This window comes from Herbidospora sp. RD11066, assembly GCF_054661255.1.
Genome location: NZ_BAAGDO010000002.1, coordinates 568,726 through 582,566, shown reverse-complemented (window position 1 = coordinate 582,566; position 13,841 = coordinate 568,726). Strand labels below are relative to the sequence as shown.

The 13,841-nt window shown below is 69.3% G+C and carries 9 protein-coding genes; 5 read left to right on the top strand and 4 right to left on the bottom strand.

Going from position 1 to position 13,841, the window contains the following annotated elements; translation table 11 throughout:
* Positions 1–37 precede the first annotated feature (37 nt).
* Positions 38–3,040 carry an amino acid adenylation domain-containing protein gene (locus ACYQ78_RS09205; RefSeq protein ID WP_459800314.1) on the bottom strand — a complete coding sequence of 1,001 codons (3,003 nt, stop codon included), beginning with the start codon at positions 3,038–3,040 and terminating at the stop codon, positions 38–40.
* 265 nt (positions 3,041–3,305) lie between these two features.
* Between ACYQ78_RS09205 and ACYQ78_RS09200 the strand changes: the two genes are divergently transcribed.
* The gene (locus ACYQ78_RS09200; protein WP_459800313.1) at positions 3,306–4,484 is read left to right on the top strand and encodes a monooxygenase; all 1,179 of its coding nucleotides are present in this window, start codon (positions 3,306–3,308) and stop codon (positions 4,482–4,484) included.
* A 48-nt stretch (positions 4,485–4,532) separates the two neighbouring features.
* On the opposite strand, the gene ACYQ78_RS09195 is transcribed toward ACYQ78_RS09200, so the two are convergent.
* From ACYQ78_RS09195 to ACYQ78_RS09185, 3 genes are all read right to left on the bottom strand, one after another.
* The gene (locus ACYQ78_RS09195) at positions 4,533–5,702 is read right to left on the bottom strand and encodes a cytochrome P450 (RefSeq protein ID WP_459800312.1); all 1,170 of its coding nucleotides are present in this window, start codon (positions 5,700–5,702) and stop codon (positions 4,533–4,535) included.
* A 74-nt stretch (positions 5,703–5,776) separates the two neighbouring features.
* Positions 5,777–7,402 carry an alpha/beta fold hydrolase gene (locus tag ACYQ78_RS09190; protein WP_459800311.1) on the bottom strand — a complete coding sequence of 542 codons (1,626 nt, stop codon included), beginning with the start codon at positions 7,400–7,402 and terminating at the stop codon, positions 5,777–5,779.
* Positions 7,403–7,493: 91 nt separating this feature from the next.
* Positions 7,494–8,462, bottom strand: a complete 969-nt coding sequence (locus tag ACYQ78_RS09185) for a hypothetical protein (RefSeq protein WP_459800310.1) — start codon at positions 8,460–8,462, stop codon at positions 7,494–7,496.
* Positions 8,463–9,025: 563 nt separating this feature from the next.
* Here ACYQ78_RS09185 and ACYQ78_RS09180 point away from each other — a divergent pair.
* From ACYQ78_RS09180 to ACYQ78_RS09165, 4 genes are all read left to right on the top strand, one after another.
* Positions 9,026–9,778 carry a thioesterase II family protein gene (locus ACYQ78_RS09180; protein ID WP_459800309.1) on the top strand — a complete coding sequence of 251 codons (753 nt, stop codon included), beginning with the start codon at positions 9,026–9,028 and terminating at the stop codon, positions 9,776–9,778.
* Between the two features lie 196 nt (positions 9,779–9,974).
* Positions 9,975–10,274, top strand: coding sequence for a hypothetical protein (locus ACYQ78_RS09175; RefSeq protein WP_459800308.1), 300 nt, complete (start codon positions 9,975–9,977; stop codon positions 10,272–10,274).
* Between the two features lie 79 nt (positions 10,275–10,353).
* Positions 10,354–12,105 carry an ABC transporter ATP-binding protein gene (locus ACYQ78_RS09170; RefSeq protein WP_459800307.1) on the top strand — a complete coding sequence of 584 codons (1,752 nt, stop codon included), beginning with the start codon at positions 10,354–10,356 and terminating at the stop codon, positions 12,103–12,105.
* Positions 12,102–13,841, top strand: a complete 1,740-nt coding sequence (locus tag ACYQ78_RS09165) for an ABC transporter ATP-binding protein (protein WP_459800306.1) — start codon at positions 12,102–12,104, stop codon at positions 13,839–13,841. The genes ACYQ78_RS09170 and ACYQ78_RS09165 overlap by 4 nt, the downstream gene beginning before the upstream one ends.

The following is a 13,841-nucleotide window of genomic DNA, read 5'->3' as shown; positions in this document are numbered from 1 at the left end:
GCCGGGATGACCCGGCCGCTCTTTTTTGATGGGTGTGTCAGGCCTCGGTGACCTCGCGGGCGATCGCGGCGACGTTCGCCACGGTGGGCTGGGCGATCACGCGTCCGAGCCGGTTCATGAAGTCGGCCTCCAGCGCCGGGGGGAGGACCTCCCGGCAGACCCCGGCCAGCATGTTCAGCAGGGCGACGGAGTCGCCGCCGAGGTGGTGGAAGTCGGCGTGGGGGTCGATCCGCTCGGCCTCGACCCCCAGGACCCGCGCCCAGACCAGGGTGATCTCGGGTTCGAGCCCGTCCTTGGCGGGTTCGTCGTCCGCGCGGGCGGGGCCCGCGACGTTCGCCGGGCCGGTGAAGGGGTCGGGCAGCGCGCGGACGTCGACCTTGCCGCTGATGCTGTAGGGGATCTGTTCGACGACGAAGACGGCCGCCGGGATCATGTACGACGGCAGCCGGTCGGTGGCGTGGGCCAGCAGGTCCGCCACCTCGACCCCGGCCCCGCTGAGGACGTAACCGCACAGCGCCTTGGAGCCGCCCGGCCTGCTGCGGGCCACCACGACGGCGCGGTCGACGCCGGGGTGCTCCTCCAGCACGGCCGCCACCTCGGCGGGCTCGACCCGGTGGCCCCGGATCTTGAGCTGGTCGTCCATGCGGCCCAGGAACTCGAGACCGTCGTCGGGCAGGCGGCGGGCCAGGTCGCCGGTCCGGTAGAGCCGGGTGCCGTCGGCCAGATGCGGGAAGCGCTCCTCGTCGAGGTCGGGCCGCCCGAGATAGCCGCGGGCGAGCTGCACACCGGCAAGGTACATCTCGCCGACCTCCCCGGCGGGGACGAACCGGCGGGTCGGGTCGAGCAGGTGGACCTGCGTGTTGTGGGCCGGCACACCGATCGGGACGGTGCTGCGACTGCCGTCCACGACCGGGTCGAAGGTGTGGGCGGTGCAGCCGATGGTGGCCTCGGTCGGGCCGTATTCGTTGATGATGCGGCAGTCCGGGCCGAACATCTCCTGGGCCCGCGCGGCGACCTCGACCCGTAACTGCTCCCCGACCACCACGATGCTGCGGAAACCGGTGGGCGCGATCTCCAGGCGGCCGATCAGCTCCAGGTGCGACGGGGTGAGGTTGAGCATGGTGGCGCCCGACTCGGTCAGCAGCCGCCGCAGGGTCAGGTGGTTGGGCTGGTCGCGGACCAGGACCACGCTGCCACCGGTGATCAGCGGCATGAAGATGGACGTCCCGGACACGTCGAACGACAGCGACGTCAGCAGGGGCAGCCGGGTGTCGGCGTCGACCCCGAACTCCTCGATCCCCCAGTGGAGGTAGTTGAGCAGGCTCCCGTGCTCGATCTGGACGCCCTTCGGCTTCCCGGTGGAGCCGGAGGTGTACAGGACGTAGGCCAGATCCTCGGGCCGGGTCTCCGGGTCGGGCACCTCGTCGGCCGCCGCCGTCGTGGTGTCGTCGAGGTCGATCACCGTGCAGCCCGGCGGGAAGCCGTCGCGGGTGTCGTGCGGGGCCTGGACCAGGCAGTGCTTGGCGCCCGCGTCCGAGAGCAGATCGGCCAGCCGCGAGTCGGGGTGCAGCACGTCGAGGGGCAGGTAGGCGGCGCCGGTCCGGAGGATGCCCCAGATCCCGGCGATCGCGGCGGGGGTGCGTTCGGCCAGGACCCCGACGACGTCACCCCGGCCGGCGCCGCGGGCGCGCAGCCCGGCCGCGACCGCGTCCGCGCGGCGGCTCAGCTCGGCGTAGCTGACCTCGCCCTCCGGCCAGGTCAGCGCGGGTGCGTCGGGGGTCAGCTCGACCTGGCGGCGGAACAGCTCCAGCAGCGACGTCGTCGCCGAGGGCCGCCAGGTGTCGTTGGCGGCGTGGTAGCGGTCGGCCTGCGGGGACAGCGCCTCGGTGAGCAGGTCGAGGAGGTCGTCCATCCGCTCGGCCGCGCCCGGCACGTCGCGCCAGGTCACGATGAGCTCGGTGCGGCCTGCGGTCTCGACGATGTCGAGGCTCACCGGGGCGCCCGAGACAAGCGACCCGAGCGTGTACATGACCCCGGCCCGGAAGCCGGGGGCGCTGTAGTCGGCGAGGTCGACGAAGCCGAGGCTGGTGACGATGGCCGAGGCCAGATAGCGGTGCTTCTTGACGGCGGACGCCTCGTAGCGGGTGAAGATCTCGCGCACGATCTTCCCCGGCAGCCTGCGCATCGCCGGGCTGGTGCGGCTGAGCAGTTCGCGGCGTTCGGCCAGGCCGGTCAGCAGGTCCTGGTGCACGCCCTCCCAGTCGCCGTCGGGCTCGACGGTGAGGGGCAGGATCTGCGACAGCCAGGCGGTGGAGCGCAGTTCGGGATGGTGGCGGCGGAGGTCGACCGAGATGAGGAACCGGCCGGGGACCGGCGGGTCGGCGGTCGCGGCGACGGCCGCGATCACCCGGGCGGTGGGCGCGGCGCAGATGCCGTCGATGCTGCGGCGCCGCCAGATCAGACCGTGCTGCCCGGGAGGGACCGGCGCCATCGAGGTGGCGTGCCCGAGGTCCTTCTCGGCGGGCGGGATGGGCGGCAGGCCGCCGGGGTGCAGGTGCTTGAGGAGGTCGTCGCTGTTCCAGTCGGACGTGGCGCCGACCGGGTCGACTCCGCGCAGGACCCGGAAGACGTCGGCGACCCACAGCAGCAGGCCGCGCGCGTCGGTCACGCCGTGGAAGGCGCGGAAGACCAGGGTGACCGGCCGCCCGGCGCGGCGCGGGACGAGCAGGACCTCGCAGGTCGGGCCGCCGTCGTACAGCGTCGTCTGCAGGGCGGGCTCCGACAGCAGGTCGCGGTCGGGGGCGAGGTCCAGGACCCGGACCTCTGGGGCGACCCCGCTGTCGATCCAGCGGCGTCCCTTCTGCCGCAGCCGCATGCCGGGGCAGGCCTCGGCCGCCACCGTGACCGCGTGGGTGAGGGCCTCGACGCCCAGATCGCCGTCGCCTTCGAAGACGTGCTGGATGACGTTGGGCCCCATGCCGAGATAGAGCCATTCGATCGGGGTCATCTGCCGTTCGTACGGCATGGCCAAGGTTTTCACCGAATGCTCCTGTTCGCCGGTGCATGGCGATCGCGACGATGCAAGAAAGCGTCGGTTCGTCGTGATGGAGCTATTGCGGAGTCGTCGCATCGCGGGAAAGTGAATTTCGCGGAAATCGAATTCCCGAAAACGCTAACAGGTGCTCTGACCAGGGACAAGCGGGTGGCCAACTGCTGACCGCGCGCAGTTGAACGCGGCTTCCCGGCTCTTATTATCCTCTCGGATAATTGCGGCCTGAGAGCCTTTTCCCATAGGGAAGGACATCATGACGACACGGACGAGTCCGCTGCGGGCGCTGGCTCCGGCGGCGATGGCGATCGTGGTCGCCGCGTGCGGGGCGAGTTCCACCGCCGCCACCGGCGGAGCGCTGACGAGCGGGAAGGGGGGCCACCACGCGACCTCCTCGATGCCGGCCGACGCGCTCCCGCTGCGGGCCGGTGAGCAGTTCCTCACCCTCCCCATGGAGAAGCCGTACATCCCGCTTCCGCCGAGCGGCGGCACCGACGAGTACCGCTGCCTGGTGATCGATCCCGGCCTGCTCAAGCCGACGTTCCTGACGGGCAGCCAGTTCGCGCCCTCGAACGCCGGCATCGCGCACCACGCGAACATCTACGTGGTCGCCCCGGAGAACGCGGCCAAGGCCCTGGAGAAGGACGCCGCGAGCCCCGGCCAGGGCTGGACGTGCTTCGGCACCGACGGCCTGGACACCCAGCCGCCCTCGGCCTGGGTCGACACCTGGACGCCCGGCGCCAGGGAGACCCTGCTCGACGGGAACCTCGGCTACCGGATCGAGCCCGGCAGCCTGGTCGTCCTGCAGATCCACTACAACCTGCTCGCCACCGACGGGAAGCCCGGCGCCTTCGACCAGTCGAGCGTCCGGCTGCGGCTGACCGAGGGCGACGGCGACACGAAGGCGCTGACGGCGGTCCCGCTGATGGCGCCGATCGAGCTGCCCTGCGCCCCCGGCGAGTCGGGCCCCCTGTGCGACCGCGCGGCCTCACTGGCCGATGTGGAGAAGCGCTTCGGCCCCGAAGTCGCCGCCACCGAGACCCAGCTGGTCACGGCGTGCAACGGCGGCACCCCGAAGCCGGGGGACACCCAGCAGTGCGACACCCCGATCCCGACCGAGATGACCATCTACGCCGGACGCGGCCACATGCACCTGCTGGGCCGCTCGATCAAGGTCGAGCTCAACCCCGGCACCCCCGCCGCCCAGGTCCTCCTCGACGTGCCTGAGTTCAACTTCGACGACCAGCAGCACGTGCCGCTGGCCACCCCCGTGAAGGTCAAGCCGGGGGACACGGTCCGCATCACCTGCACCCACGACGCCAAGTTGCGCACGATGCTCCCGGCGCTGCAGAAGCTCCCGCCGCGCTACGTGGTCTACGGCGACGGCACCAGCGACGAGATGTGCATCGGCCTGATGACCGTTTCGATGCCCTGACACACGCCGAAGGCGCTCCCGGTCAGCTGATCGGGAGCGCCTTCTTGCTCAGGACCGGTGGCACGTGATGACGGCGTTGCGCAGTTCGTAACCCATCAGCTCGTCGGTCCACATCAGGTCGGGACGGCGGGCCAGCCGGATGCCCGGCACCCGCAGCAGCCGGTCGACGAACACCCGCGTCTCGTTGAGCGCCACCTGCGCGCCGGGGCAGCGGTGGCTGCCGTCGCCGAAGCTCAGGTAGGAGCCCGCGGTCTTCACCCGCCGGGCCCGGTCGGGATCCAGAGTGTACGGACACTCGCCCACGACCGCCTCGTCGAGGTTGGCGGCGCGGATGTCCACGACCAGGTTCTCGCCGCTGGTCACCGAGCCCGAGTCGGTCACCGTGTCGGCGGTGACCCGGCGGGCGATCATGTTGACGACGGGGTCGAGCCGCATGATCTCCTCCAGGATCGCGACCTGGTCGGTGTCGTCGGCGTTCAGGAAACGCTCGCGCAGCGCGTCGTCGTCGAACAGGTGCCAGGCCGCCATGACGACGAACTCCCGGGTGGTGATCATCCCGGCGACCGCGTAGGTCATGCACTCGACGAGGATCGCCTTCTCCGGGTAGCCCTCGTCGAGCAGGTGCGAGATCACGTCCTCCCTGCGCTGGGCCTGCCGGGCCCGGATGGCCGGCCGCACGTCGTTCAGCAGGAACCTGATCCCGTGGTAGGTGGCGGCGAGCTGCCCGAAGGGGCGCTTCCAGCGGCTCATCAGCGGCAGGCGCAGGCCGATCAGGTTGTTCTGGATCCGTTCGGCCATCTCGGCCTGGTCGCTCTCGGTCAGCCCGACGATGTCGGCGGCCACGGTCACCGCGAGCTCGAAGCTCATCTGGTCGAGCCGGCCCTCGCCGCGGGCTTGCAACCGGGCCAGCAGGTCGTCGGTGGCCTTCTCCATGACCGTCCGGTAGCGGGTGTTGATGGCCTTGGGGGTGAAGAACCGGACGATCGCCTGCCGCTTGCGCTTGTGCGGCTCACCATCCAGGAAGAACACCGAGGTGTACGCCGGGTCGCCGGTGATCTCGTCGGCGGCCCCGGCGCCCGACTGACGCGTGGAGGTGCCCCGGAGCAGTTCGCGGGCGAAGGCCAGGCTGCCGACGACGCGTGTTTCGGGGCCAATAGTGATGCGCTCGGCGGCCAGGGCGGCCGACTTGCGGTCGTCGCGCATGCTCGGAGCGGTCATGGTCACGTCCAATCACGAAGCGGGAAACGACGGCAGCCGGAGTCGGATGACCCCGGCTGCCTCAGATCAGGGGGTTACTGGACGGTGGCCGCCGCGAGGGCCGCGCTGAATCCGGACACCGGGGGCGTCGCCGACCTGGCGGTCGCGGCGGCCGGATTCGGCAGCGGCAGCGCCGGGCACTTGAGGTCCGAGGTGTTGCCGGGCACGCGGGCCGGCAGGGTGCCGTTGAACAGGTACTCCACGATCGACTTACCGGGGGAGCACGACTCGGGGGTGGTCGTCTCGGCCGGGGTGGGGCCGCTCTCGACCAGCACGGCCTTCGGGAACAGCTTGCGCACGGCCAGGCTGCCCTCGTAGGTGGAGCTCGGGTCGATGGTGCGGTCGAGCACCATCAGGACCGGCGGCGTCCTGTGCCCGCCGATGTCGGCCGGCTTCTGCGCTGGCACCGGCCACGACTGGCACGAGGCGACGAACCACATGTCGGGCCAGGCCGCGAACGGGACCTTCCGGTAGTCGCGCTCGGTGACGCGCAGCCAGGTGTTCCAGTCCTTCGGCCAACTGGCGTCGGTGCACATGGTCGCCAGCGCCATCGCCTGGAGGTTGTCGGTGACCGTCGGGTAGTTGATGTCGTACACCTGCTTGAGCAGGGTGGTGTCACCGTCGTTGACGACGGCGGAGAACAGCGTGGCCAGTTCCTGCCAGTGGTTGGTGTTGTACGCCAGCAGGAAGACGTCCGTCCACACCGCCGGGCCGAAGACGCCCCCCGCGGGCTTCTTCGCCAGCTTGGCGAGCGTGTCGTAGTACTTCTTCTTGACCGCGGCCTCGGTGGTGCCGAGGTGGTAGATGGCGTCGTACTTGGCCGTCCAGGCGGCGAACGCCCCGAAGTTCTGGTCGAGCGGGTAGTTCTGGCCGAGGTTGTAGCCGAACCAGGCCTGGCGCGGGTCGACGGCGCTGTCGATGATCATCCGGCGCACCCGGGTCGGGTACATGGTGCTGTAGACCTCGCCGAGGTAGGCGCCGTACACGTAGCCGTAGTAGTTGAGCTGGTTCTGGCCGAGCGCCTTGCGCAGGCTGTCCAGGTCGTTGGCCGTGTGCGTGGTGGTGGCGTTCTTCAGCAGGTCGCTGCGGGTGCGGGCGCAGGCGGCCGAGTAGTCCTTGGCCACCTTGATCTGGGCGTTCAGGTGGCGCTGCGACGACGGCTCGTAGGCCATGCGGTCGTAGCCGTTGATGCCCGGGTCACAGCTCAGCTTGGGCTCGCTGGCGCCGACGCCGCGCGGGTCGAAGCCGATCCAGTCGTAGGTGCCGCTGACGAACTCGGGCAGCAGCTTGCCCACCGACGCCTGGCCGAGGCCGGAGCCGCCGGGCCAGGTCAGGTTCACCACGAGGGCGCCCTGGTAGGAGGCCTCGTCGGAGGTGTGCTTGATCCGCGAGACCGCGACCTTGATCTTCTTGCCGTTGAGGCGGGAGTAGTCGAGCGGCACCTCGAGGAAGCCGCACTCACCGCCGAGGAACTGCAGCCCGTTCGTGCACGGCGCCCACGCGATGGGCGGCGGGTTGTAGGGGGTCTCGGTGGCGCCGCCGTGCTGGTGGCCCCACCTGCCCGCCTGGTCCGGCTCCGCCTGGGCCGGTAAGGGCGAGAGCGTCGCGCAGCCCACCAGCAGGCTGATCAACGCGGCTGCTGCTTTCACATGTCTTTTCACGGGGATTCCCATTTCACTTCGATCATCGTGAACAATCAATGAACACCAGAAGACGTAATACGCCCCGGAAATTTCCGGGGATGTCACCGGCTCAGTCGAGTATTCCCTGACGCCGGCGCAGTTCTTCGGCGAACGCCATCCAGTCCTGCACGGTCTGGTCGGCGACGACGCTCAGATCCCACGTCCAGTGCGCGGGAATCGCGTCGATGAAGTTCTTCCATTCTCCGGTATTGATGACGTGCATCGCCATCCAGCCGATGAAGGCCCGGCCGCGCTCGGAGTATTTCAACGAGGGGTCGTTGGCCAGTTTCGGAGAAAGCGCCGACCAGGTTATCGGACTGGATTCTGTCCGTATTGCGCGCGACGTGGGCAGGTTCTCCTCCTGCGGCCACGGGCTGATCGGCGACAGCGTGCCGGGACGCTCGCCTCCGGGCTGCGTACCGGCGCGCAGGGCGACCGCCTCCGCCTCACGCCGGATCCTGGCCCGCACGTCCTGGGCGGTGGCCGGGGCCACGTCGGCCTCCCGGGCGATCTGCCGCAGCGAGGCGTTGGGGTTCAGCGCGATGTACTCGGCGGCGCGGCGCCGGCCCTCGGCGGCCGTGAGCGGACGGCGCTTGCCGTCCCTGCCCAGGCGTTTGCCGAGCTGGGGCGTGTCGTCGGCGGCGGCGGTCTGGCGGCGGATGCCGGCGATCGTCTTGGCGCTCAGTCCGGTGGCCGCGCCGATCGCGCGGTCGGACCAGTCAGGGTGCCATTCGACGATCTGCCTGGCCCCGGCCATCCTGTCGGCCCTGCTCAGAGGCAGTCCGTGCCAGGTGTTGGCCTTGACCGCCAGGATGAAGGCGTCCTCGTCGGTGCAGTTGATGAGTCGTACCTGGATGGTCTCTTCGCCGCGGAGTTTCGCCGCCTCGAATCGATGCATGCCGTCGACGATCCGTGAGTTGCTCTCCTGGACCAGGATCGCCGGTAAGGCGGATAAGCTCGCGGCCTCGGCCAGCATGCGGACGTGTGTCTGGTCCGTGCCGGTGCCGCGGACGAAAACCCCCGGCTCCAGTCTGCTCAACGGCAGGTACTGGACCGGGATTCGATCGATCTCGTCCGCCGAGTCGTATACCCGCTTTTTGGAGACGGCGGGCTCTGCTGCGTGGTGGTGCGGTGCGGTTTTCAGGGTCATCGCGGTGCGCTTTCTTTAAGAGTCGGCGGCAGGCGTTTCAGTCATGTAAATGACTTGGTTAAAACATGGGATGACCGGGCGACGAAGATTGTTTCCTCAATACGCGAACATGAATTCGTGACAGAACCTCACGTATTGCCGTAGGGAGCTTCGAGCGGGGATACAAATCCGGGCAGACCGCCTGGGCGCCCTCTTTATAACTCTTGAGATATTGCACTGACAATGAGATTTTCTAATGGTTTCATCAGCCGTTGCGCAGGCTTCATCTGCCTGTACCCGCGGTTGCCGTGACTGTTAGGGGATCACGCCTGGCGCTCGATTCGCACCGATCGGCGACGGCCGTTCAACTGCGGAACCAACGCAGTTGAACGGTGACACCATGGGCGGTGCCAGGCCCTTTGTCGTTTTGTCTCGGTCCATTTCTCGCTAATAGACAATTCTTCTGGAGCGGCATGTCTCACCCCTCTCTCGACCAGGACCTCTGGTGCCGTCGCTACCGGCCCACCTATACGGCGACCGCCCGGCTCGTGTGCCTGCCACACGCGGGCGGTTCGGCGCCGTTCTTCCTGCCGGTGTCCAAGGCGCTCAGCCCGCAGGTCGACGTGGTCGCCATCCAGTACCCGGGCCGGCAGGACCGGCGCGCCGAGCGGCCGTTCACCGATCTGGGCGAGCTCGCCGACCACGTCCACGACATCCTCAAGCGGCAGCCGGAGTTGCCGGTGACCTTCTTCGGGCACAGCATGGGTGCGTCGCTGGCCTTCGAGGTGGCCCAGCGAATGGAGGTCGACGGCCGCGTCCCGGCGCGGTTGTTCGCGTCCGGACGGCGGGCACCGTCGGTCTTCCGCGAGGAGAACTTCCACCGGATGCCCGACCCCGGGCTGCTCTCCGAGATCCGCAGGCTCGACGGCACCTCGGCGCTGCTGTTCAACGACGACGAACTGATGGCCGCCGCGCTGCCGGCGATCCGGGCCGACTACCAGGCGGCGGAGCTCTACCGGCGCGGCCCCGAGGTCACCGTCTCCTGCCCGATCACGGTCCTCACCGGCGACCGCGACCCGAAGACCTCCCTGGACGACGCCCACGCCTGGGCCCGCCACACCACCTCCGATTCATTCGAGGTGAAGGTGTTCCCGGGCGGCCATTTCTTCCTGAGTGACCAGGTCGACGACGTCATCAAGATTCTCGACCAGCATTTCCAGAACTGAATTGTTCAACTGCTGAACATCAGCAGTCGAACGACATCGACGCAGTTCAGACGGGTCGGACACCTGCCCGTGGCGGGATCGGGTTGAATCGCGACAAGGGGTCCGGTTACCGTTCTGCGGGCTGGTGATAATCCGTCACCGTTATTCGAATTAATTCATCTGACAGCAATTCAAGGGGTGACGACCGTTGGGCCACGTGTTCTCTCTTGTTCTCAGCCGGGAGATTACCGACGACGAGTCGGCCGTCCTGCGGGAAGCAGGCTGCGCCGAAGCCGCGTTCGGTACCGACTCTCTGCCGACCAACGCCGACATCACGGTCACGAAGCTGGACTTCGACGACACGGTGTCCCCGTCGCTGGCCGAGGCGATCGAGGCCGCTCTCGCAGCGGTCAAGAACGTTCCCGATCTCACCGTCCCCGGGCTCACGGTTCCGGCCGTGAAGAAGCCCGAGGGCGAGGCCGAGCAGATCGCCGAGCCGGAGACGTCGGCGGCCTGACGGCTCGATGACGACACGGCGGACCGTTTCCCGAGGGAGACGGCCCGCCGTTTCCACAGGTCAGGACGGAGGAAACGCGATGGCGATCGCACAGGGCCGACTGACCGGCCCGGCCGGGAGCTTCCTCCGGCCCCACCTCGGCAGGCTCGGCGTCATCGCCCTCCTGCAGGTGCTCCAGGCCGCCGGGAACCTCAGCCTCCCGAGCATGACGGCCGACATCATCAACAACGGCGTCGTCAGGGCCGACCTCGACTACATCGGCAGGGCCGGTGGCCTCATGCTGGCCGTGACCGTCGCGCTCTGCCTCGCCTCGCTCGTCTCGCTCCACCAGTCGGCGTGGGTGGCGATGTCGGTCGCGGCCGACGTCCGGGCCGCCGTGCACCGGCGGGTGCAGTCGTTCTCCGTCATCGAGGTCCACCGGTTCGGGGTCTCGTCGCTGACCACGCGCACCGTCAACGACGTGCAGCAGGTGCAGCTCTTCCTCCAGGTGGCGCTCAGCCTGCTCGGCACCTCGGTCGTCACGACCCTTGGTGCGGCGGTCCTGGCGGTGCGGCAGGGACCCGGGCTGGCCTTCCTCCTGGTGAGCACGCTGGCGGTCATCATGGTCGTCACCGGCTGGGTCGTGATCCGGCTGCTGCCGATGTTCCACGCCGTCCAGGTCGGCACCGACCGCGTCAACCAGGTGCTCGACGAGCAGATCTCCGGCGTCCGGGTGACCCGGGCCTTCCTGCGCACGGCGTGGGAGAGGGAGCGGTTCGGGCGGGCCAACACCGCCATCACCGCAGCCACGCTCCGGGCCTGGCAGGTCTTCGCCCTGGTCATCCCGCTGATGATGGGCGTCACCAGCCTGTCGAGCGTCGCGGTGTTCTGGTTCGGCGGCGAGCTCGTCGCCAACGGCTCGATGCCGATCGGCAACCTGACCGCGTTCCTGCTCTACATCCTGCAGATCATGACGTACGTCGTGGTCGGCGTGACCGTCCTCATCCTGCTGCCACGCGCCCTCGCGGGAGCCGGACGCGTCCGCGAGGTGATCGACACCGTCCCCGCCCTCGCCGACCCGCCGAGACCGGTCGTCCCGGCCACGGTGACCGGCGCGGTCGAGTTCCGGCACGTCACGTTCGGCTACCCCGGCAGTGAGCGGCCCGTGCTGACCGACCTGACCTTCTCCTTCCGCCCCGGGCGGACGAACGCGGTCCTCGGCGGCACCGGCAGCGGCAAGACCACCCTGCTCAACCTCATCCCGCGCTTCCTCGACCCGACCACGGGGTCGGTGCTCGTCAACGGGATCGCGGTGCGGGCCCAGTCGGCCGAGCCGCTGCGCGCCGGCATCGGACTGGTCGCGCAGACCGCTCACCTCTTCGCCGGGACGATCGCCGACAACCTCCGCTTCGGCCGCCGGGACGCCACCGAGGACGAGATGTGGCGGGCCCTGGAGATCGCCCAGGTCCATGACTTCGTGAAGGGCCTGCCCGAAGGGCTCGACGCCCCCGTCGAGCGGGGCGGCGCCAACCTGTCGGGCGGGCAGCGGCAACGGCTGTCGATCGCGCGGGCGGTGGTCCGGCGCCCGAGCCTGTACCTCTTCGACGACTGCTTCTCCGCCCTGGACGCCGCCACCGACGCCCGCCTGCGCGCCGCGCTCCTCGCGGAAACCGCCGACGCCACCGTCGTCATCGTGGCCCAGAGGGTGGGAACGGTGATGAACGCCGACCAGATCGTCGTCCTGGACGCGGGCCGCATCGCCGGAATCGGCACCCACGCGCAACTGATGGCCGGATGCCCGACCTACCAGGAGATCGTGGCCACCCAGCTCGGACGGGAACAGCACGCATGAACAGTCCGGGCGAGGTCGTCCGCCGGTTGTCGGTCCTGCTCCGGCCCGAGCGCTTCCGGCTGCTGACCGTGGCCCTGCTCACGGTGTTCTCGATCGGCTTCCTGGTGAGCGGACCCGCGCTGCTCGGCGCCGCCACCGACGTCCTCTTCGACGGCCACGGGGTGAGCCGGCTCGCGCCGCTGCTCGCCGCGGTCGCGCTGGTGTACGTGCTGAGCGCCCTGCTGAGCTGGATCCAGGCCCGCGTCCTGACCGGCGTCACCCAGCGCACCATGTACCGGCTGCGGGAGGCGATCGAGGACAAGCTGACCCGCCTGCCGGTGCGCTACTTCGACGGCCACCCGCGCGGCGACATCCTCAGCCGGGCCGTCAACGACGCCGCCAATCTCAACACCGCCCTCCAGGAAGGGCTCAGCCAGCTGACCACCTCGGCGCTCACGCTCCTGGGGACCCTGGGCGTCATGTTCTGGATCTCCCCGCTGCTGGCCGGGGTGTCGCTGGCGACCATCCCGATCGTGATGACGGTGACGTTCCTGCTCGCCCGCCGGTCGGAGACCGGGTTCACCGCGCAGTGGGAGGAGACCGGCCACCTCACGTCCGTGGCCGAGGAGACCTACGCGGGGCACGCCCTGGTGCTCGCCTACGGTCAGCGCGAGACGACGGCCGCCGCGTTCGGCCACCGCAACGAGCGGCTGAGGCGGGCCGCGTTCTCCGCCCAGTTCCTGTCCGGCGCGATCTTCCCCGCGGTGCTGTTCGTCGGCAACCTGAACTACGTCGTCATCGCCGCGTTCGGCGGCTACCAGGTCGCCGCCGGAGCGATCTCGCTCGGCGCCGTGCAGGCGTTCATCCAGTACTCGCAGCAGTTCACCTCGCCGGTCATCCAGATCGCCGGCCAGCTGAACGTGCTCCAGTCGGGGACCGTCTCGGCGGGACGGATCTTCGCCCTCCTCGACGCGCAGGAGGAACCCGAGCTCGCCGCCCAGCCGACCGGCCCCCTCGCGGCCACGCAGGGCGCCCACCGGCTCCGCCTGGAGAGCATCTGCTTCCGGTACGACCCCGCCATCCCGCTGATCCAGGACTTCACCCTCGAAGCGGCCCCAGGAGAGACCGTGGCGATCGTCGGCCCCACCGGCGCCGGGAAGACCACCGTCGTCAACCTGCTCGTCCGGTTCTACGAGATCGACCGGGGCCGGATCGTCCTGGACGACATCGACTACCGCGACCTCAGCCGCGATCAGGTGCGCCGCTGTTTCGGCATGGTCCTCCAGGACCCGTGGCTGTTCCACGGCACCATCCGCGACAACATCGCCTACGGCAGGGACGGCGCGAGCCACGACGAGATCGTCGCGGCGGCCCGCGCGGCCCATGTCGACGAATTCGTCCGGGCGCTTCCCGACGGTTACGACACGGTGCTCGACGGTGCGGCGTCCACCATCTCGGCGGGCCAGAAACAATTGCTGACCATCGCCAGGGCGTTTCTCGCCGACCCCGGTATCCTCATTCTCGACGAGGCGACCAGTAATATCGACACCCGCACCGAGGCGATGATCCAGGCGGCCATGGCGCGGCTGCGGGCCGGGCGCACGAGTTTCGTCATCGCCCACCGTTTCTCGACCATTCATTCGGCCGACACCATCGTCGTCATGGACGCGGGCCGGGTCGTCGAGCAGGGCTCCCATTTGGAACTTCTGGACCGCCGTGGTTTCTATCACGACCTTTATAACCGGCAATTCGCGTGA